Genomic DNA, 21,787 nt, shown 5'->3' with positions numbered 1-21,787 from the left:
AGGCTATCGGTTAAAGATAGCCTCTTACTCACTAAAACATTTTTTGATAAATTCTTTCGCTTCCAGAAATCTCCTTATACTTTGAAATAACCTCTTCAAATCGCAATGTTTCTTTATCCCCTAAGCATAAAAAACCTTTGTCACTTAGACTTTCATAAAATAATTGATGTACCTGGCTCTGCAGCTTAGGTGAAAAATAAATAAGCACATTTCTACACAGAACAACATGAAATTCATTAAATGAATGATCTGTTACTAAATTATGTTGAGCAAAAATAATATTTTTCAATAATGTTGGGTGAAAGTATGCATATTGATAATCTGTTTGATAGTATTCTGAAAAAGCATGAGCACCTCCAGCAAGCATATAGTTTTTTGTATATGCCTGCATTTTATGAATTGGAAAGGCTCCCTTCTTTGCTTTTTCTAATACTTGCTCATTCATATCTGTTGCATAAATGATAGATCTCTCTATTAGCCCCTCTTCCTGTAGCAAGATAGCCATAGAATATACTTCTTCACCTGTTGCACACCCTGCATGCCAAATACGGATTTCTGGATATTCTCGTAAAACAGGGATGACCGTTTCACGAAAGGCCTTAAAAAAGCTAGGGTTGCGGAACATCTCCGTTACATTTATGGAAAAATCATTTAATATCTGCTCTAAAAATTCTTTATCATGAATGACCTTTTCTTGTACACGTGAAATCGTTGGGATGTTATTTATCCCCATCCTATTGTAGATTCTGCGTGAAATGGATGAACGATTATATTGCCGAAAATCAAAACCCGATAAACGATAAATAGCCTCTAGTAACAAATCAATTTCTAAATTTGTATGCTTATTTAATTGTATATTTTGCTCCAAAGGCTGAAATTGTTCCATGTTTATTACTCCCCTTAGAAACTAACCATACTCTTAAAACTGATATTAATTGATCTAAATTTAATGGCTTACTAATATAATCAGATGCACCTGCCTGCAATGATTTATCACGGTCATTTTTCATCGCTTTAGCAGTCAATGCAATGATTGGCAAATCGATACGTTTCATTTGCTGACGAATAATAGTCATTGCTTCATAGCCATCCATATTAGGCATCATTATATCCATCAGAACAAGATCGATATCTGGATTAGCCTGCAAGACCTCTAAACATTCTAGCCCGTCTTTGGCAACTAGAATGTGCATGCCTCTTTTTTCTAATGCCGTTTTCAACGCATAAATATTACGGTTATCATCATCAACTATTAAAATATTTTTCCCTTGAAACACCTCAACCTCATGTTGAAGGGCTTCTTCCGTTGCTACTGGCTGCTCTTTGATTTGTTCCTCTTCCACCGTCGTCACAGCCACTTCGTTCATGGCAAGCTTTTGGCAATGCTCCTCTTCAATTCCATTTGGTAGACTCGGAATCGTTAACGTAAAGCTACTCCCTTGTCCTTCAGTACTTTGTAATGTAATCCAGCCACCAAGTAATTTGGCAAACTCCTTACAAATAGAAAGACCCAGACCCGTTCCACCATATTTTCGGACCGTAGCTCCATCTGCTTGCTGGAATGATTCAAAAATCAGCTGATGTTTGTCTTTTGGAATACCTATTCCTGTATCTGAAACAGTAATTTCTAACCAATCCTTGCTTATATCCTGCATATTGTTGGTTAGTTGTTGTGGTGTAAGCTGGTTAATGTCTAATGTGACAGATCCCTGCTCAGTAAATTTAAAGGCATTCGATAATAAATTCTTTAAGATTTGCTGGAATCGCTTTTCATCCGTATAGAATACATCCACTACATGATCAGCCTTAGATATATGGAATGCTAAGTTTTTCTTCATTGCAACTGGTGCAAAGGTGTGTTCTATTTGCACAGGTACTTCGCTCATATTCACCTCATTAAAAATAATATCAAGCTTCCCTGCCTCAACTTTAGATAAATCTAATATGTCATTGATTAGAGCAAGCAAGTCCTCTCCTGAAGAATGAATAACTTTAGCAAACTCTGCTTCCTCGTCTGTTAGGTTGTGTTGGCTATTTTCTGCTAGCATTTCCGATAATATTAATATGCTGTTTAAAGGTGTTCTTAATTCATGTGACATATTGGCTAAAAATTCGGATTTGTAATTAGAGTTAAGGATAAGCTGCTCTGCACTTTCTTCTAATTCCTTCTTCGCCTTCTCTAGCTCTCTTGATTTAGACTCTGCCTCTTTCGTGCGTTCTTCAAGCTGTTCATTAATCATTGTCAGCTCTTCTGTCTGCATTTGCAATTCCTCTGATTGTGTTTGAAGCTCCTCTGATTGGACCTGTAATTCCTCTGTCATTGCTCTAGATTCATTCAATAGACGTACAATTTCCATACGCCCTAAAACACTATTAACTGTTAGTCCAAAGGTTTCAGTAACCTGTCTCACTAATTCTTGCTGTAACTTACTGAATTTAGCCATTGTTGCTATTTCAACAACCGCTATAACTTCATTTTCAAAAATGACAGGAATCAATAAAATATTTTGTGGTCTAATTTCACCTAATCCAGTTTTGATTAAACGATAGTCTCTCGGAATATTATCATAGAATAGTACTCTCTTTTCTAATGCACATTGACCGATTAACCCTTGTCCTATTTTGAAACTCTCCATACCAACACAATCATCCATGTCAGCAAAAGCAGCCTTTTTCACAAACTGTACTTGGTTCTCTGTTACTTCCCGAACATAAAATGCTCCAAGAGATGCTTTGGTTTTCTGTGCTACTTCTGATAGGAAGGTCTCCGCTAATTTTGTAATTGCTGAAATACCTTGATAATTTGTCACGATTTCAGCTACATTGCTTTGTAGCCATTCTCTCTTTTCGACTGACTCTAAAAGTGTATTCGTTGCATTAGCAAGTTCATTCACTTCATCATTTGTATTCACATGGATTCTTCTTGTGAAATCACCTTTTGTAGCTGCTATTTCTTGAATGGTTTGTGTTACTTCCGTAATCGTTTTTACAATTGAACGGGAGATGCCACTAGCGATGACAATAGCTATTGTAGAAACTAAAATTAAGATCCCAAATAAAGCACTAGTTAATTTACTATTTTGCTTGTCTAACTGACTTGCCTTTGCCTGTGTATAAGCATTTTCAGTGGCACGGAATGAATCGAATAATTTGCGCATTTTTTCCATATCCTGACGACCATTATCCACTTTAAAAAAATCATTTAATGCTTCTACATTATTATCCTTTTTATATTGAATAGTTGGTTCGCCTGACGTTGCAATCCAATGTTCAATTGTTTCCTCTATCTCTTTAAGTTTGTCCTGCTGAGTTGGTTTATCTTTCATTTGTTGATAGAGTTCATTAAAATCTATTTTCCAATTTTCAGCTGCATTATCATAGGGTTCCAGATAACTTTGCCTACCCGTAATGATGAAAGCACGCTGACTTGATTCCATATCCAATATATATTTTTCAATTTCATTCGTTAAAGTTAGAACATTGGAATCGTACTTAATAATAAAATTTCTTTCCTTCTGCAAAGATGTAATTTGATTATTTAATATGACAACCGTGGCAAGTAAGCAAAGAATGATTACGATATAACCTAATGTAATCTTTGAGCGTATACCCATTTTTAATCTATTTAACATTTGGTTTTCCTACCCTTACCTTTCTTTTACTTTATTATGATTATTAGTATACATGTAAAAATAACTCATTTTCTCCTATTTTAGATTCTTAATAAAGAAATTTTGCTGATTTTGTATTAATAAGTCTATGCATTTTTCATATACATTTTATATTGAACCATTTCTAATTAAGGAGAGAAAACATGTGGATATTATCGTAAGGCCAGGAGATTCACTTTGGCATTTCAGTGAGGTATTTAAAATTCCTCTTCAACTCATTTTAGATTCCAATAAAGACATAAATCCTCAATTTTTAAGAGTTGGACAACGGGTTCGTATTCCTGGTTTTGTGACCAACAACTATCAAATTAAACAAGGAGATTCTTTTTGGCAGATTGCCCAAAGCCGAAATCTTCCCCTAGTCGCCCTATTGCTTGTTAATCCTGATCTCAATCCAAATCGCTTACAAATCGGTCAAATGATTCGCATACCCCAACGTATCACATGGCGTTTAGTTGATGGTAAGCAAAATTACACGTATACCCATATGATGAACGATCTCAGAAAGCTCCTTGACGCATATCCTTTTCTTCATCGCTCAAACATTGGCAGCTCCGTTTTAGGGAAAGAGCTACCTGAGCTGACAATTGGCCATGGTGCAAAACGTGTACACTATAATGGCTCCTTCCATGCAAACGAATGGATTACTACACCTATTATTCTAACATTTTTGAATGACTATTTGCTCGCCCTCACTAATCATAGTAGTATTCGTGGAATTTCTCCATCTTCTCTTTATCAGCAAACATTCCTTTCTATCGTTCCTATGGTAAATCCTGATGGCGTAGATTTAGTAATACAGGGCCCTCCAAATGATGAAGCATTAAGAAATCAACTAATTGCATGGAATAATGATAACGCTGATTTTTCTGGCTGGAAAGCAAATATTCATGGAATTGATTTGAATGACCAATTCCCTGCCAAATGGGAGCTTGAAAGTGCCCGTAATCCAAAAACACCAGGGCCAAGAGATTATGGTGGTGAAAGACCACTATCTGAACCTGAAGCCATTGCAATGGCTGATTTGACCAAGCAAGGTGATTTTTCAAGAGTATTAGCCTTTCATACACAGGGACGTGTTATATATTGGGGCTTTGAAAATCTAGAGCCCCCCGAATCAGAGGTGCTTGTAAATGAATTTAGTAGAGTAAGTGGCTATGAGCCCGTTCAATCTGCTGGAAGCTATGCTGGTTATAAGGATTGGTTTATTCAAGATTGGCGTAGACCAGGCTTCACTGTTGAATTAGGAAGTGGTACAAATCCTTTACCAATCAGTCAGTTCGATGACATTTACGAGGAGTCTTTAGGGATTTTCCTTGCTGCATTGTATATGTAAAAAGAGTACTCGAACTCCATTCGCTATGAAATAGTCCTTTTGGGCTTTTCAGCGAATGGTTTTTTTATTGTAAATCTCATCATCATTGTAAAAAAAGGGGAATAAATTACTTTGACAGACAGAGTAATGTTTGCTACTATTACTCTGTCAGATAGAGCAATAAAAAAAGTAGGTGACTTATGGTTCGCAGTGATATTATCCGAGGACATTTGGATTCGATTATTTTACGGTTAATTTCAGAAAAAGACCGATATGGCTACGAAATTTCTCAGGAAATAAGTCTCCGTACAAACAATCGGTTTCAAATCAAGGAAGCAACTTTGTATGCAGTTTTTCAACGTCTCGAAAAAAAGGAAATTATTGAAGCCTATTATGGAGATGTCTCGCATGGAGGCAAACGAAAGTATTACCGTATTACATCATTAGGTAAGGCCTATTTAAATGAGCTAGTGAAAGAATGGTTGGAAGTAAAGGAAATAATCGATTTATTTATGGAGGGATTAGAATGAAAAGAATAAAAAACCATATTGATGAGCTTTTTAAAGACATTCCTCGAAATAACGAAACGGAAATGGTTAAACAAGAAATCATTGAAAATCTTGAAGAAAAAGTATTTTATTTGATGGACCAGGGTAAAGAACAAGAGGATGCCATTAATAAAGCCATTGTAGAATTTGGAGATATCGAAGACTTAAAGCAAGAGTTAGGTGTTAAAGAGCCAGCAAAGAAAAACATGGCTAAATTAAACTTAGAATTTTCAATTTGGGGTAGTGGCTTAATTATTGCATTTTTTATTTTTATTAATCTTTATTACACACCACATATTATTTGGGCAATCTATCCGATTTTCGCCATTCTTTGGTGGCCTTTATCGATGTACTTCGTGTGGTCTCGTAAGAAATGGGGTGAATAAACATGAGGAACTTTATAAATTTTTCTATAGTGGGAAGCTTGATGACAATGATTTTTTTAGGGATTGTTAATTATACGACATCTCCTCAAACAATGTGGTTTGTATATCCATGCTTATTGCTACTACTTTGGCCCATTACGTTATTCTTTATGGCTAAAAAATTGTATAAACAATACTCAATTGTTTGTAGTGCCTTCATTATTACATTTTTAATAGTTGAAAATTATATTTACGCACCAGATCATTTATGGTTTGTCTATGCGATTTATCCAATTATCTGGTGGCCAATCCTCATGTACTTAGATGAAAAGGCAAAAACGTTGAAAACAGCTCTAATTGGATGTGCTTCTACCATCATCTATTACACTATATTGAATATGATTGTATCTCCACACTACCCTTGGGCAATTTATCCTGCTTTTTTAGTGATTTGGTGGCCTCTAGCTTTATATCATGCGCAACGAAAAACCTTTGTAGCATTCTCCGTTACAGCTACGATACTAATAAGTATCTTTTTCATTACAGTAAATGTTGTTTCTTCACCAAGCGTTATATGGGCGATTTACCCTATTTTTGTTACCCTGTGGTGGCCTCTGAGTATGTATTTTTATGTATATAAAAGAAAAATGTTTCATGCTAGCTTTGTGAAACGCATGTAAAGAAGGTATTGTATGAAAAGGATTAAAAAGTTCATTAAATATCTTGTCTTGATTATGACCTCCTTACTATTATTAGGAATTGTATTTCCAACATGGACATCATCTATAAAAGACATGAACAGCATCAGTACGCTAAAACAGGTAGAAATTAACGGCAGTGACCATGAAATCATGATACGGGGCCATAACAAAAATAATCCTGTAATCCTCTTTGTCCATGGCGGACCAGGTTGCTCTGAAATACCCTACGCTAAAAAATATCAAGATTTATTGGAAACTGAATTTACAGTGGTAAATTATGATCAAAGGGCTAGTGGGAAGTCTTATCATTTTTTTGAGGACTACTCCAATCTTTCATCTGATTTGCTTGTGGAGGATTTACTAGCACTGACTGACTATATTGCTAATGATCTAGATAAAGAAAAAATTATCTTAATTGGTCATTCCTACGGTACCTATATTGCCACACAAGCAGCTGCTAAAGCTCCTGATAAATATGAGGCCTATGTAGGGATTGGTCAAATGAGTAATACCGTTGAAAGTGAGATGGACAGTTTATACTTTACGATCAAACAGGCTCAACTTAAGAGTAACACAGAGGATGTTGCACATTTACAAAGGTTAATGGAGGAAATTAGTAGTGGTAAAGCATTTACGCCTCGTCATTTAGTGAGCAAATACGGTGGCGCTACAAGACTCATTGCTAACCCTGATGGAAATATGTTAGGGATGCTTTTTAGTACCGAATATAATTTGTTAGATATTATTCGCTATAGCAAGGGGATATCCCTATCCCAAGAAGTTTTAGTAAACGAAGTCTTACAGTCCCCACTTCCTGCGAAAGTCAATTCATTGACTCTTCCCTTCTATTTTGTAATGGGAGATTATGATTATCAAACATCATCGAATAGCGCTAAAAAGTACTTCGACCAAATTATCGCGAAGAAAAAAGAATTCATAGCATATGAACAATCTGCTCACTACCCCCAGTTTGAAGAAAAAGAGAGATTTTTCGAATGGATGGGTACGACTTTTAAAAAATAAATATTTCTTAAAATAATTCTACACTTGGTACTATTTATTTAATTGCTATATAATTTAATTATTAAATATTTTAACGGACGTGATTATATGCCAGAAAATCTAAACAATGTAGAAATTATTATGAAAGAAATGCTGGAAATACAGCAGAAGTCGAAAATGTTTGTAGATCTTTTATCTGAAGGAGAAGCGTTATCACAAAACCAATTAATATTACTCCTACAGCTAAAAATAAATAATGGGATGAAGGCAACAGAAATTGCTGAATTCTTTAGTGTAACACCCGGAGCTGTAACTTCCATGTGCGATAAACTGGAAAAACTCGAACTCATACAAAGAATTAGAGAAAATAATGATCGACGTGTAGTCAAAATGGCTTTAACCAATATCGGTGACATGAAGGTTCAAGAAATCTTTTTAAAGTTTTCTCAGGATAAACTCATAGACATGGCCAACATCTTACGCGAAGTAAACCTATTAATGAATAAAATTTTTTAGGATTTCAACAAATTGAAATCCTTTTTTTATTGTTTAATTTAAGCAATGCTTTTGTTCTTGACAAATGGGAGTAGCATATAATTTAATTAATATATATTTTAATTATTAAAATATATATTAATTAAATTATAATGAGGTGACTTTATGTTTCAAAAACTCCGTACCCTTACACAAACGAACGGCACAATTAAACATTTGAATGCTGATTATGAACAATTAAACATTCGAGGAGCCGTATCTTTACATCAAGAAGTACACTTAATAAAAGTGTCCACTCATGGTCATAGCTCCTTCTATTATCCAGTTACAGCGCAGATATTTAATAGCTCTGGCTCGTGTAAGCTAAAGGATTATTGCCAAATCGGAGAACTTACAAATGCCGGGAATATTAAAATACGTAATGGTTTTATCAAAAAAATCAATAGTTCTGGAAAGCTAATGGTTGAAGAGAAATTACAGAGCGAGCAATTTGATGCCGTTGGAATAGTCAAGGCTGTGGAAATAATCGCAAATCACTTTCATTTAAAGTTATCGGGAGAAAGCGAAATTAACAGGTTAAGGGCTGAAAATGTGATAATAGAAAAGGATAGGATTACCCTTCTTCCGTTATTTAAGAAAATATTACGTTGTCACACAGTTAGTGGAAAACACCTACAATTATCTAATACAAATGCAGAGTTTGTGGAAGGGGAAGTCGTCCATGTTGGGGAAAATAGTGTGATCGGGACACTTTACTATACGGATGATTATTCGATAGCTTCGAGTTCAAAGGTGCACCACATTATACGGAGGAAAAAAGAATGATACTTCTAAAAATGCTAAAGACTTTTTTTTGCTCCTTAGCTTTAGTGGTATTATCTGTACTTTACGTTGGATTACTTTTAAGCGCTGGCTTATCCATACTCGCTGGTTTTTTACGAACATTCGGAGTCGATCAAATTAAAATGGGCCTTTGGTATGACTTAGAACTTCCTGTTATGTTCAGCATCCCCTTCGCCCTGTTAATAGCTCTTCTATTGTTCTTTTGTGCCACATATATTAAACGTTGTATTGTTTTTTGTTTGTCAAACCTTCGAATATAAAACAATAAAAAAGTAAGCATATTTTTTAGATCGAATATGCTTACTCTCAACGACTTTAAATAAGTTGATTCACAATTTTATCAGCAGTTTTAAGCATTGCTAAAGCTCTCCTTCAAGAAAACGGATAAGGTATATTTCAGGTCTACCAATAAATTCTTTAAAACTACATAAATTAGCATACTCCTCATGCTCCACATCATAGCACCCTATTTGGCCCTCTCCTTTTGGGTTCCAGACTATTTGCAAATCAGAGTAATTGTCGATATTTGCGGAAAGAAGGAGGAGCTTTCTATGACCTAGTTTCATCTCAATCGTATCAGTTAGTTTGAAAAAATCGATAAAGTGAATGTCATAATCATTTGGTGCAAGCTCAAGATGCAGTCGATCTCCTGTCAGGAAATTCATCAATTCATCTGGTAACTTGTATTTTTTCAATGTCTCTTTTTTGTTTTCAATAGTATGGAGTTCTATTGGTTCTAGAGCTTTTAAGTAATTTGCTAGTTCCATATTTTTCATACGTACAGCAATTGTATAAGCTCTCTCCCCATCTTTCTCCGCTAAAGTGACGTTTGCACCTCGTTCAATCAAGTATTTCACCATAGCTATATTACCCATACGTGTTGCTACTGTTAATGGAGTTGCTTCATAGGGATAGACCATATCAGGCTTTTGATAATTAATATCTACTCCTTGTTCAAGTAAATAAGTGACTGTTTTCTTATCAAAATTCGACACAGCCTGACGCAATACAGGACCCCCATGCTGCTTTATATCAAGTCCAAGTTCATGAATAAGTGGGATATTTCTTTTATTGCCGTAGTAGGCCTGAGAATAGGCTCCAGATCCAACTTGATTATAGCCATCTAATTTTGCTCCTTGTTCAACAAGGTAACGTACTATATTTTCTTTACAATATCGAACAGCTCTTAAAAAAGAAGGATTTTTTTCCACATTTAAATTAACCCCATATTCAACTAATAATTTTACTACATCCAATCTTTGTGCAATCAATGCTAAGTCCAATGGGCTTAATGATGTATGCTGACTTAAACATATCTCTTCTTCAATATTCCAGCCCTTATCCCTCGCAACTTGCAAAGCCGTAATATTGCCAGTATAGATATACATTGCAAGGTCCGGTGGTTCTGGAAATGTTCCAATATCTTGTAGCTTAATCATCTATAGATTGGCTCCCTTCTTAATGTATATACAAAGTATAGAAAACTACCATCTATATCACAATGGGACATAGAGCTATAGTGTCATAAAACACAGGGCAAGATTTATAGCAAATTTGATGGTTCCTTTATTAAAAAGATGGCAATTGGATTCGAAATTTCCCAGGAAAGAATTTATTTTAAATTAAAAATAGCTCTCAATCAGAATAGATTGAGAGCTATTTCTTAAACGCTTACCATGACTTACTTTTATTTTAAGCCAAGTGCTTTATCTGTTGTTGCATTTATTTCTTTTAGAAGCTCAGGGTTTTCTGCTAATGATAGACCATAAGATGGAATCATTTCTTTAATTTTTGGTTCCCACTCCTTGATATGTTGAGGGAAACATTTATTAAGAACCTCAAGCATAACATGTACAGCCGTAGATGCACCTGGTGAAGCTCCTAGTAAAGCTGCAATCGAGCCATCAGAAGCACTTACAACTTCTGTACCGAATTGAAGTGTTCCTTTACCGCCAGCTTCTGTATCTTTAATTACTTGTACACGTTGTCCAGCTACGATAATATCCCAATCATCACTTTTTGCATTTGGAATGAACTCACGTAACTCTTCCATACGTTGTTCTTTTGAAAGCATAAGCTGTTGGATTAAATACTTTGTTAAGCCCATCTCTTTCACGCCCGCAGCTAATAAAGTTGTGATATTATGCGGTTTTACAGAAGCAAATAAATCCATATTTGAACCTGTTTTTAAGAACTTAGGAGAGAAACCTGCGAATGGTCCAAATAGTAATGATTTCTTGTTATCAATATAACGTGTGTCAAGATGCGGAACCGACATTGGTGGAGCACCAACTTTTGCTTTTCCGTATACTTTTGCATGATGTTGTTCAGCTATTTCTGGATTATTACATGCTAAGAATAGACCGCTAATTGGGAATCCACCAATATGTTTCCCTTCAGGAATACCTGATTTTTGTAGTAATTCTAGGCTTCCTCCACCAGCTCCAAGGAAGACAAATTTTGCTGAATGATATTCCATTTTACAGCCGTCTAAATCGTGCACACGTACTTCCCATGTACCATCACTAGCTTGTTTCAAACTTTCAACACTATGATTATAGTTAACATCTACATCTTTTGCTCTTAAGTGATCAATTAACATACGTGTTAAAGCACCAAAGTTAACATCTGTACCAGTGTCAATTTTCGTTGCAGCAATGTCTTCACCAGCAGGACGATTTTCCATAATAAGTGGAATCCATTTTTTTAGTGTTTCAGGGTCATTAGAAAATTCCATTCCTTCAAATAAAGGATTTTTTGTCATCGTTTCATGACGTTTCTTTAGAAACTCAACATTTTCTTTCCCTTGTACTAAACTCATATGTGGTAAAGGCATAATGAAGTCTTGTGGATTATTGATCAGCTTATTGTTTACAAGATACGACCAAAACTGTCTTGAAACATGGAACTGTTCATTAACATTAATCGCTTTTTTGATATCGATTGATCCGTCTTTTTTCTCTGATGTGTAGTTCAGCTCACATAATGCAGCATGTCCAGTTCCCGCATTGTTTAATTCGTGAGAACTTTCCTCGCCTGCTTTTTCAAGCTTTTCAAACAATGTAATTTTCCAATCTGGTGCTAATTCTTTGAGTAATGTTCCCAAAGTTGCACTCATGATTCCGGCACCAATTAAGATAACATCTGATTTAATTTGTCTGTTACTCATTTTTACCTTCCTTATATGTTAAGATTTGCAGAAAGGATGTAAGCACTCCCACTTTAGAAGTACTGTAGCCATGGAGCAACCTCGGAGCACACCATTTCTGTATCAATTATTACCTTATTGCAGTTTATCACAATTAGTTCAAGAATAAAATATCAACTATTTATATGAGAGTTATCAGCTTTTTTCGAGACTTTCCGATCATAATTCAAGCAAAAAAATCACTTTTTGTTCTAGATAAAAATTGAATTATTTAAGCTTATTGGAATAATCGGCCTAAAAATGGTTGACATTTTCATAAAAAATAGGTTCTTTTTATTATTATATCTGTATAATAACATATAAATATGGAGTTCGTCTTGTATCTGAACTAACTTTCCTTTACCCAAAGATTAACTTTCGATTGGGCTTTTTATATGCCAGCCATCTATATGAAAACCGCCCATTTGTCTGAACACATACTCCACTACTGCTTCATATAACGCCATCATCTTTTCAACATTGTCCTCATGCATTGCTCTCATAAAAATTTCTCTAAAGTCCTCATCTGGAAATGCTGACTTACTATATTTTTGCAGGTAAATTGGATCTTCAAGATAGGCATAGATTTGATAAAAGGGTATCGTTTCTAGATTTAAATACTGACAGTACAACAAAAATAAATTGGCTAATGAGTTATGGTAGGTAAAGGAAAAGTTCATTTTATCTTGCTCATAACAATCCTTTAAATTATCTAGTGCATCCCATAGTTCATATTTTTTTATTTCTAAGACCGTTTTATTCATTGTTTTATATTTTTCTTTGAGCCATTCTTCTGCTTCAAATTTTAAATCATTTATTATTCCAGTATAATCAAATAAAATTCTCCCTGTTTTAAATTGGACCATCGACATGGTTCTTCTTTTTTTAAAATCATCTTGGAAATACCCACGAATTTGACTTGGTGGATTCGCAAAGTATTCAATTAAAAAACCATCAATAACACGATTCCCTCTTTCCCTCCACCCCACATAATCCGCCAAAATAATATGAACATCGATATCAGAGCGCTTAGAGGGATTTCCAGTAATATAGCTCCCACATACGAGCGCTCCTATAACTTCCTCTTTATCTTGCCATTCTTTCAGGAACGTTTCTAAGGCTATTTTCCATTTTGCCATTGATCATTCACTCCCTTTTTAATTGATTTATTTCTACAATACTATTGAAAAAACAGAAAACCTCTAATACGTTTTCTGTTTTTATCTGCTTCTTATTTAATTTCTTTAACAGTTAATTTCTTTTGGCTAACTTCATAAGTGACTACCACGTTTTTAATAATCGCCGTATCCTCATAGGAGAGACTAGCTTCAAATTCTATTGTAGCATCTCCCTTCCATCTAAGATGATCCACATAGCTATAGTTTTCATGATCTGTTCGTATCCACGTATCTAACCCTTGCTCAGCACCATATTTAACCCTTGAAGATTCTACTAACTCTGGGCTTACCATTCGCTCTTCCACATTGATGACTTCAACAAATTCACTTTTATTAGAGTTCGTGACAATAGCAATTAATTTCTGATCAGGTGAAGGGATTATTTCTTTAATATACATTGATGGACTGGAGAAGCTAGAATATGCCTCTAGCACATCATCTTTTATACGCCAAAGAACATTTTGGCTTCCGTAATCTGAATAATTATTGAATAAAGTAAAGAAGACGCTCCCATCTGCTAATTTATATACCTGCTGACTTTTAAAGCTTCCTGATAAAATATCGACAGCAAAAATAGCCGCATTCGCAATTTTTTTGTTATCACTTTGTATAAATGGCTGAATAGCCTTTAACGCCTTATTCCTCAACTTTTCATCATTATAGCTCTCTACTAGTCTATTTATTGCAATATAGATATACTCCTCTTTGTCACTATCTAGAGCTTTTAGAAATTTATCTGCATCATATTTTGTAGCTGGCATTAGTTCCATATCCTCTGCTGATAAATAACGAATATAAAGCTCATTATTTTGGTGTTTATAGTAAGCTGCTGCTATTGTGGCAGTAAAAACTGAGCTTACGATCATCATACTTATTACCACAGCGAGCCATTTTTTAGAAAAACTTTTCTTCTTTACTCCATAGTTGGCTGCTTCAATTAACTCTTCCTCTATAAATCCAATTTCACGATATAACTCCTCTTTTTTCATATAGATAACCCCTCGCCTTCCAAATAAAATCTTAGTTTATTACGTGTCCTAAATAAGTTGGACTTAACTTTACTACTACTCATTTGAAAGTGTAAGGAAATATCTTTTATAGAATAGGAATACCAATATCGCTGAATAAATATATTTCTAGATTGTTCATCTAAGGTATATAAAAATTGGCTAATGTATTGAGCAAGTTCACCCGCTTCATAGGATGTTTCTACCGTATGAGAAGAAGCTAGACATTCTTCCAGCTCTGTGAGAATGACCTCAAACTCATTATTTCTCTTTTTGGCTGTATTATAGCTATGCTTATCAAGTGCAATATTACGTATGATTCTTCCTAAAAAAATAGATAGTTTTCTTGGTATCTGTGGAGGAATTGTATTCCATGCAGCTAGGTAGGCATCATTCTCACATTCTTCAACATCCCTCAAATTTGCCAAGATTCTTCTTGCTATTACTCTACAGTATGCTCCATATTTTTTCCTTGTTTCCAAAATAGCCTGCTGTGAGCGTTGTATGTATAAAGCAACTATTTTTTCATCGTCCATTTGCATTTTCTCCTTTTATGTACTCTTACTTATAAAGTAGATAATCCAAACAATTGGTTGCATGTTGTGACAAAAATTCTGCTAATGAAAAAACCGCACTCTTTTAGGTACGGTTCTCCACATTTCAAAATAAATTAGTTAAAAATGTTTGTATTGATGTAGGTAATAGCTGAAAGAATAATCCCTCATATTTAATATCCAGTATACCAGCGACGACAATAACAACGAAAATTAACAATAGAAAGATTTTCTTATTTTTAGAAATCCAATTCAATAGATGCCACTCCTCTGACCTAATAGTAAGCATGTTTAGTATAAGTTGATTGCTATCAAATAGCATCCTATTCATTGTCTGTCACCTAATTTTATAATGCTACATAAATTAAAATGATACGCTAAAAACGAGAAATATGTAAGAAGGGAATGGGTATGGTCAATTTTAAATCTTTTCGAGGTGTTATCACTCAAATCAGTGATTTTCCTGTTGGGCAAAACGGAGATAAGAACGGTTGTTATAGAATAATGACCTTAGAAGATGGTGCTGGTGGGGTTGTCAATTTTATTATTTCTCCCTCCACCTATTTTGTTAATCGTGAAATTGTCACAACTGGTGAATGGGTAACAGGTTATTATGATGGGGATGCACCTGTACCGATGATTTACCCGCCTCAATATCGTGCTTTGATTATTGTTAAAGAAAGCAATTATCATAATGTAAAGGTAGATTTCTTTAATCAACAATTACTGAGTAGTGATGGACAATTACAATTAAACCTTTCTCCTACTACGATTATTTCACTTAAAAATGGGCAGCCTTTTACCAATAGTCCTGCCAATCGAAACCTCATTGTTGTTTATGGCCCTACCACTAGGAGTATTCCTGCTCAAACCACTCCCTATGAAATCATTGTTTGGTGTTAATTTAATCATATTTGAACAACGGCTTAAACCTCACTACGTGAATTTAAGCCGTTGTTGACTGTTATTATTTATTCAGTATCATTTTTCATTTCATGTAATTGTTGTTTAATCTGCTCTAGATATTCTTTATTTTGCTGAACAGTATCCAAATGCTCACCATATTGTTCTGCATTGAAACGTGCATTTTCAGCATGCTTAATCTGATTAAATGCATGTTCTATTGCTATTTCCTCTGGATGTGATTTTGCATGCTTTAATAGACGATCCGCCTTTTGCACGGAGTTACTAAACAATGTGCTAGGATGATCCTGCTTCCAACTTGTATCGGAGTGCTTAGCCAATGTTATATATCTTCCCTTCTCAATGTTTTTTTGCTCTAGATATAGTATTATAAAATGCTCTGATAATATGTATGGAAGAAAATAAACACAATATTTCCCAGGCTATAATCAAAGAACTAAGGCATATGCCTTAGTCCTTCTCTCAATGTCATGAATAGTTGTCAAATATAAATTAGTGCCATGCAGTCCTCTCACTGACTGGTTGCTTGATATCTGTTTTTCCTTGTGTTTCAGCAAAGTTATTGATTTGTGCTGAAGCTGAATCAAGCTCAAATTCAGCACCAAACTCCTCACGATGAAGTGTCTGACGCTGTTGATTTGTTTTTTTTGCACTTTTCGTACCATCTGGTTTGTTACGCTTTGTATTCATATTTGACATAACCATCCTTCATCGATTATTTGAAAAGCTTTAAAACCTTGTATATGTTTTATGAACTTTTCATTCTAAAGTTTGTCCAAGCAGTACAAAAGAATGTGCATTAATTATTTTATTTAGCTAAGTATAAAGTTGAGGCTTTTCATTTTTTGATTGCTAGTAAGTCGCTTGCAATCTTATTTTCTTTCTGACTATAATACTTGTATACAAGTATACTCAAAATAAAAAAGGTGATAGTATGAGCGAATATAATGATTATCTATATCCACAAAAGTGGCTTTCTAAGGCTTCTACAGGTGATCGCGTAGCATATGAACTTAGAATGCGTATTATTTCAGGTTTAATTGAAAGCGGTACCATTCTTTCAGAAAACAAACTGGCAGCTGATTTTGAAGTAAGCCGTTCACCCATTCGTGAAGCCTTAAGAATATTAGCTTCTGAAAATATCATTCGATTAGAGAAAATGGGTGCTGTTGTCATTGGGTTATCGGAAAAAGAGATTGAAGAAATTTATGATGTTCGATTGCTGATTGAAACATTTGTGTTTGAACGTCTCATAAAAATGGATACAAATAACTTAGCACTAGAACTTAGCAAAACATTAGAAATGATGAAGGTTGCCATTAAGTATAACGATGCAGACGAATTTTCTTATCAGGATGTTATGTTCCATGAGACAATTATTCGCTCCATCGGACATTCCTATATCACCATGATTTGGAATAATTTAAAGCCAGTAATGGAAGGCTTGATTTTGCTGTCTATGCGCATGCGCTTTAAAGAGAAATATGAAGATTTTACTCGTATTGTGAAAAATCATGAACTCTATATTGATGCTATTAGAGCCAAAGATCGAGAGCTTATGATTACATCCTTACATGAAAATTTTGATGATGTTCAAGGTAAAGTAGAAGATTTATGGCGGTCACAGCAGATGCTATCTAAAGGGGTTGAGCCACAAAATGACTAACTATATGTTAGGTGTTGATATAGGGACTACTAGCACTAAGGCCGTATTATTTAGTGAACATGGGAAGGTTATTCAACAGGAAAATATCGGGTATCCATTATATACACCGGATATTTCGACAGCAGAACAAAATCCAGAAGAAATCTTTCAAGCTGTACTACAAGCCATTACCAACATTATGAAAGTTCATTCTGATAAACCATTACTATTTGTTTCCTTTAGTAGTGCTATGCATAGTGTGATCGCTATGGACGAAAATGATCAACCGTTAACACCTGTCATCACTTGGGCAGATAATCGTAGTGAAGCATGGGCACATAAAATTAAAGCTGATTGGAATGGTCATGAAATTTATAAAAGAACAGGTACACCTATTCATCCAATGTCACCACTAAGCAAAATTACTTGGCTTGTGCATGAACATCCTGAAATCGCGCGCAAAACAAAGAAATATATCGGGATTAAAGAATACATTTTTAAAAAGTTTTTTGATCAATATGTCGTCGATTATTCATTAGCTTCGTGTATGGGTATGATGAATCTCCATACCTTAGATTGGGACGAAGAAGCTTTAGCTGTTGCAGGTATTGCGAAAGCACAATTATCAACACTCGTACCAACAACTCAACTATTTTTGAATTGCAATGACCTTTTAGCTAAACAAATTGGTATTGACCCACAAACACCTTTTGTTATTGGCGCAAGTGATGGCGTGCTCTCTAATCTAGGTGTGAACGCCATTCGAGAAGGCGAAATTGCTGTCACTATTGGGACAAGCGGTGCTATTCGTACCATAATTGATAAGCCCAAAACAGATGTAAAGGGTAGAATTTTTTGCTATGCCCTAACAGAAAACCATTGGGTCATTGGTGGACCCGTAAACAATGGTGGTATGGTATTGCGCTGGATTCGCGATGAGTTTGCCTCTTCTGAGATTGAAACAGCTAAAAGACTAGGTATTGATCCATATGAAGTGTTAACGAAAATTGCTGAACGTGTTAGACCTGGTGCTGATGGACTGCTATTCCATCCCTATCTATCAGGTGAACGTGCGCCATTATGGAATCCAGATGTGCGCGGTTCATTTTTTGGTTTAACCATGTCTCATAAAAAGGAACATATGATACGAGCTGCCCTAGAAGGGGTTATCTACAATTTATATACTGTCTATTTAGCATTATTAGAATGCATGGAAAGCCCCGTCACTCGTATTCAAGCAACAGGTGGTTTTTCACGCTCTGAGATTTGGAGACAAATGATGGCAGATATTTTTGAATCCGAAGTGGTAGTTCCTGAAAGCTATGAAAGCTCCTGTCTCGGCGCTTGTATTTTAGGGTTATATGCTATGGGACAAATCGATTCCTTTGACGTTGTTGCTGACATGGTTGGAGACACTTTTAAACATACGCCAATTGAAGAGGCGGCCAAAGAATATAGACAGCTACTCCCAATTTTCATTCGTTTATCTAGAGTATTAGCAGACGACTATGCGTCAATTGCTCAGTATCAAAGGAGCTTAATTAAGCCCAACTAAAGAGGAGGAGAATACATGCCATTAGTTATTGTAGGTATTGGTATTATCGCGCTGTTAATTTTAATAATGGTCTTTAAATTAAATACGTTTATTTCATTAATCATGGTTTCATTCGGTGTGGCATTAGCTCTTGGCATACCTTTAGATGGCATCGTAAAAACGATTGAAGCAGGGTTAGGTGGAACATTAGGCCACTTGGCATTAATATTTGGTCTTGGTGCGATGCTAGGAAAATTAATTGCCGATTCTGGGGGTGCACAGCGTATTGCCATGACCCTAGTGAATAAGTTTGGAGAAAAGAACATTCAATGGGCAGTTGTAGCAGCATCCTTTATTATCGGTATCGCACTGTTCTTTGAAGTAGGTCTTGTGCTATTAATCCCAATTGTCTTCGCTATTTCAAGACAATTAAAGGTTTCTATTTTATATTTGGGAATTCCAATGACCGCAGCCTTATCTGTCACACATGGATTTTTGCCACCACACCCAGGGCCAACCGTTATCGCTGGTGAATTTGGGGCAAATATTGGTGAGGTGTTGCTTTACGGCTTTATCATCGCCATTCCGACTGTTATTTTAGCAGGGCCTTTATTTACAAAATTAGCGAAAAGGTTAGTGCCTGAATCATTCAACAAAATTGGAAATATTACCTCTCTAGGTGACCAAAAAACATTTGAACTAGAGGACACTCCGAGTTTTGCAATAAGTGTTTTCACTGCACTATTACCCGTTATTTTAATGTCCATTGCTACTATTATTACACTGTTACAAAAAACAATTGGCTTTGAAGATAATGGCTTCTTAGCAGGTATCCGCTTCATCGGTGAAGCTGGTACATCCATGTTAATTTCCTTATTAGTTGCCGTCTATACGATGGGTATCGCAAGGAAAATTCCTATTAAGCAAGTAATGGAGTCATGTACAACTGCAATCTCCCATATCGGTATGATGCTCTTAATTATTGGGGGCGGTGGGGCCTTTAAACAAGTTTTAATCGATGGTGGTGTCGGTGATTATGTAGCTGAACTCTTCCATGGAACTACCTTATCGCCAATTTTACTAGCATGGATTATTGCGGCTATTTTACGCATTTCATTAGGGTCAGCTACGGTTGCTGCTTTAACAACAGCTGGGCTAGTCATCCCAATGTTAGGTCAGAGTGATGTGAATCTTGCTTTAGTCGTACTGGCAACAGGTGCAGGAAGCTTAATTGCTTCACATGTCAATGATGCTGGTTTCTGGATGTTTAAGGAGTATTTTGGATTAAGCATGAAGGAAACATTTGCTACATGGACCTTGCTAGAAACAATTGTATCTGTAGCTGGTTTAGGATTTATTTTATTACTAAGTTTATTTGTTTAAAAAAAGTTAAAAAGGAGCAAGCACAATGTTAAATACAATTGGCGTTATCGGTTTAGGCGTTATGGGCAGTAATATCGCTTTAAACATGGCTAATAAGGGCGAGCAAGTAGCCGTTTATAATTACACACGGGATTTAACCGACAAACTTCTACAAAAAGTCGAAGGACAAGCGCTTACTCCCTACTATGAAATAGAAGAGTTTGTACAAGCTTTAGAAAAACCAAGAAAGATCTTTTTGATGGTGACAGCTGGTAATGCCATAGATTCAGTTGTTCAGTCAGTAGTGCCTTTCCTTGAAAAGGGGGATGTCATTATGGATGGCGGCAACTCTCATTATAAAGATACAGAGCGAAGATACGATGAACTTAAAGCTTTAGGAATCGGGTATTTAGGGATTGGTATTTCTGGTGGTGAAGTTGGAGCATTGACAGGCCCATCTATCATGCCTGGTGGTGATCAAGAGGTCTATAACAAAGTAGCACCTATACTGACAAAGATTGCAGCGCAAGTAAATGATACACCATGCTGTACTTATATTGGTCCTAAGGGCGCAGGTCACTTCGTTAAAATGGTACACAATGGAATCGAGTATGCAGATATGCAACTCATTGCAGAAGCCTATACGTTTTTAAGAAAAAATATAGGATTATCCGTTGAGGAAATTGCTACTATTTTTGAAACATGGAATCAGGGCGAATTGAAAAGCTATTTAATTGAAATAACAGCTGAAATCTTAAGGAAAAAAGATGAGGTAACAGGATTACCACTAATTGATATGATTCTAGATAAAGCTGGTCAAAAAGGTACTGGGAAATGGACAAGCCTGCAATCTATAGATAATGGTATTCCTACATCAATTATTACGGAGGCCTTATTCGCTCGCTATATTTCATCATTAAAAGAGGAACGAATTCGAGCAGAGGCAATACTATCTGGGCCAAATTATAAACAACAAAATCTAGATAAAGATGTCTGGGTTGAATACGTCCGCCAAGCTCTATATATGGGGAAAATATGTGCTTATGCGCAAGGGTTTACACAATATAAAATGACATCTGGGCTTTATGAATGGAATTTACCATTAAAAGATATAGCATTAATTTTCCGTAGTGGTTGTATTATTCGAGCAGAATTTTTAAATGTTATTAGTGAAGCCTATCAAAAGCAACCTTCACTAAATAATTTATTAATTGATCCATACTTTGCAGAAAAGACGATGGACTATCAAAATGGATTAAGAAAAATAGTTTGTGAAGGCATCCAAGCAGGAAATGCGTTCCCATGCTTAAGTGCGTCTCTCACATATTACGATAGTTATCGAACAGGTTCATCTAATGCTAATATGTTACAGGCACAACGTGATTATTTCGGTGCGCATACGTATGAACGAATTGATGCACAAGGTGTTTTCCATACAAATTGGTAAGTAAAAAGC

General features: G+C 35.4%; 22 protein-coding genes. 12 read left to right on the top strand and 10 right to left on the bottom strand.

Annotated elements, in window-relative coordinates:
• Positions 1-31 precede the first annotated feature (31 nt).
• Positions 32-886, bottom strand: a complete 855-nt coding sequence (locus JIN86_RS17205; RefSeq protein ID WP_004233474.1) for a CheR family methyltransferase — start codon at positions 884-886, stop codon at positions 32-34.
• Positions 843-3,632, bottom strand: a complete 2,790-nt coding sequence (locus JIN86_RS17200; RefSeq protein WP_202342462.1) for an ATP-binding protein — start codon at positions 3,630-3,632, stop codon at positions 843-845. The genes JIN86_RS17205 and JIN86_RS17200 overlap by 44 nt, the downstream gene beginning before the upstream one ends.
• Positions 3,633-3,816: 184 nt before the next feature.
• On the opposite strand from JIN86_RS17200, the gene JIN86_RS17195 reads away from it, so the two are divergent.
• The 7 genes from JIN86_RS17195 to JIN86_RS17165 all read left to right on the top strand — a co-directional run bounded on the left by JIN86_RS17195 (position 3,817) and on the right by JIN86_RS17165 (position 8,922).
• On the top strand, positions 3,817-5,007 hold the full coding sequence (locus tag JIN86_RS17195) for a M14 family metallopeptidase (RefSeq protein ID WP_004233470.1): 1,191 nt from the start codon (positions 3,817-3,819) through the stop codon (positions 5,005-5,007).
• Positions 5,008-5,186: 179 nt separating this feature from the next.
• Positions 5,187-5,516, top strand: coding sequence for a PadR family transcriptional regulator (locus JIN86_RS17190; RefSeq protein ID WP_202342461.1), 330 nt, complete (start codon positions 5,187-5,189; stop codon positions 5,514-5,516).
• Positions 5,513-5,920 (top strand): permease prefix domain 1-containing protein, encoded by a 408-nt coding sequence (locus tag JIN86_RS17185; RefSeq protein WP_202342460.1) that lies wholly within the window; start codon positions 5,513-5,515, stop codon positions 5,918-5,920. Before JIN86_RS17190 ends, JIN86_RS17185 begins: the two co-directional genes overlap by 4 nt.
• Before the next feature lie 41 nt (positions 5,921-5,961).
• Positions 5,962-6,579 (top strand): hypothetical protein, encoded by a 618-nt coding sequence (locus tag JIN86_RS17180; RefSeq protein ID WP_237497330.1) that lies wholly within the window; start codon positions 5,962-5,964, stop codon positions 6,577-6,579.
• A 12-nt stretch (positions 6,580-6,591) separates the two neighbouring features.
• A complete protein-coding gene (locus JIN86_RS17175) occupies positions 6,592-7,623 on the top strand; it encodes an alpha/beta fold hydrolase (RefSeq protein WP_202342458.1) in 1,032 nt (343 codons plus the stop codon).
• Positions 7,624-7,710: 87 nt separating this feature from the next.
• Entirely contained in the window at positions 7,711-8,118 is a 408-nt protein-coding gene (locus tag JIN86_RS17170; RefSeq protein WP_004233459.1) for a MarR family transcriptional regulator, read from the top strand.
• A gap of 144 nt (positions 8,119-8,262) precedes the next feature.
• The gene (locus JIN86_RS17165; protein ID WP_202342457.1) at positions 8,263-8,922 is read left to right on the top strand and encodes a hypothetical protein; all 660 of its coding nucleotides are present in this window, start codon (positions 8,263-8,265) and stop codon (positions 8,920-8,922) included.
• Positions 8,923-9,299: 377 nt separating this feature from the next.
• On the opposite strand, the gene JIN86_RS17160 is transcribed toward JIN86_RS17165, so the two are convergent.
• The 6 genes from JIN86_RS17160 to JIN86_RS17135 all read right to left on the bottom strand — a co-directional run bounded on the left by JIN86_RS17160 (position 9,300) and on the right by JIN86_RS17135 (position 15,122).
• Complete coding sequence (locus tag JIN86_RS17160) at positions 9,300-10,379, bottom strand: ankyrin repeat domain-containing protein (RefSeq protein WP_202342456.1); 1,080 nt, start codon at positions 10,377-10,379, stop codon at positions 9,300-9,302.
• 248 nt (positions 10,380-10,627) lie between these two features.
• On the bottom strand, positions 10,628-12,109 hold the full coding sequence (locus tag JIN86_RS17155) for a malate:quinone oxidoreductase (protein ID WP_202342455.1): 1,482 nt from the start codon (positions 12,107-12,109) through the stop codon (positions 10,628-10,630).
• A gap of 389 nt (positions 12,110-12,498) precedes the next feature.
• The gene (locus JIN86_RS17150; RefSeq protein WP_202342454.1) at positions 12,499-13,266 is read right to left on the bottom strand and encodes a nucleotidyltransferase domain-containing protein; all 768 of its coding nucleotides are present in this window, start codon (positions 13,264-13,266) and stop codon (positions 12,499-12,501) included.
• A gap of 92 nt (positions 13,267-13,358) precedes the next feature.
• Positions 13,359-14,294 (bottom strand): hypothetical protein, encoded by a 936-nt coding sequence (locus tag JIN86_RS17145; protein WP_202342453.1) that lies wholly within the window; start codon positions 14,292-14,294, stop codon positions 13,359-13,361.
• Positions 14,291-14,848, bottom strand: a complete 558-nt coding sequence (locus JIN86_RS17140; RefSeq protein ID WP_004233446.1) for an RNA polymerase sigma factor — start codon at positions 14,846-14,848, stop codon at positions 14,291-14,293. The genes JIN86_RS17145 and JIN86_RS17140 overlap by 4 nt, the downstream gene beginning before the upstream one ends.
• A gap of 124 nt (positions 14,849-14,972) precedes the next feature.
• Positions 14,973-15,122: a hypothetical protein gene (locus tag JIN86_RS17135; protein WP_225340543.1), complete on the bottom strand. Its 150-nt coding sequence runs from the start codon at positions 15,120-15,122 to the stop codon at positions 14,973-14,975.
• 155 nt (positions 15,123-15,277) lie between these two features.
• Between JIN86_RS17135 and JIN86_RS17130 the strand changes: the two genes are divergently transcribed.
• Positions 15,278-15,769 (top strand): hypothetical protein, encoded by a 492-nt coding sequence (locus tag JIN86_RS17130; RefSeq protein ID WP_202342452.1) that lies wholly within the window; start codon positions 15,278-15,280, stop codon positions 15,767-15,769.
• A 68-nt stretch (positions 15,770-15,837) separates the two neighbouring features.
• Here JIN86_RS17130 and JIN86_RS17125 read toward each other — a convergent pair whose 3' ends face one another.
• Together JIN86_RS17125 and JIN86_RS17120 are read right to left on the bottom strand one after the other, a co-directional pair.
• Positions 15,838-16,110 carry a hypothetical protein gene (locus JIN86_RS17125; protein ID WP_004233441.1) on the bottom strand — a complete coding sequence of 91 codons (273 nt, stop codon included), beginning with the start codon at positions 16,108-16,110 and terminating at the stop codon, positions 15,838-15,840.
• A gap of 172 nt (positions 16,111-16,282) precedes the next feature.
• Complete coding sequence (locus tag JIN86_RS17120) at positions 16,283-16,489, bottom strand: hypothetical protein (protein ID WP_202342451.1); 207 nt, start codon at positions 16,487-16,489, stop codon at positions 16,283-16,285.
• A gap of 235 nt (positions 16,490-16,724) precedes the next feature.
• Between JIN86_RS17120 and JIN86_RS17115 the strand changes: the two genes are divergently transcribed.
• Genes JIN86_RS17115 through gnd form a run of 4 tightly spaced genes read left to right on the top strand, consistent with a single transcriptional unit; the run spans position 16,725 to position 21,778 of the window.
• On the top strand, positions 16,725-17,456 hold the full coding sequence (locus JIN86_RS17115) for a GntR family transcriptional regulator (protein WP_202342450.1): 732 nt from the start codon (positions 16,725-16,727) through the stop codon (positions 17,454-17,456).
• Positions 17,449-18,990 (top strand): gluconokinase, encoded by a 1,542-nt coding sequence (gene gntK / locus JIN86_RS17110; protein WP_202342449.1) that lies wholly within the window; start codon positions 17,449-17,451, stop codon positions 18,988-18,990. The genes JIN86_RS17115 and gntK overlap by 8 nt, the downstream gene beginning before the upstream one ends.
• A gap of 15 nt (positions 18,991-19,005) precedes the next feature.
• Positions 19,006-20,352, top strand: coding sequence for a GntP family permease (locus JIN86_RS17105; protein WP_202342448.1), 1,347 nt, complete (start codon positions 19,006-19,008; stop codon positions 20,350-20,352).
• Between the two features lie 25 nt (positions 20,353-20,377).
• Positions 20,378-21,778 carry a decarboxylating NADP(+)-dependent phosphogluconate dehydrogenase gene (gnd, locus tag JIN86_RS17100; protein WP_202342447.1) on the top strand — a complete coding sequence of 467 codons (1,401 nt, stop codon included), beginning with the start codon at positions 20,378-20,380 and terminating at the stop codon, positions 21,776-21,778.
• The last annotated feature ends 9 nt before the right edge of the window (positions 21,779-21,787 follow it).

The organism is Lysinibacillus sp. HST-98 (genome assembly GCF_016757845.1).
GTDB lineage: Bacteria > Bacillota > Bacilli > Bacillales_A > Planococcaceae > Lysinibacillus > Lysinibacillus capsici.
Note: the sequence above shows the minus strand (reverse complement) of the source record. Positions and strands in the feature narration are given on the sequence as shown.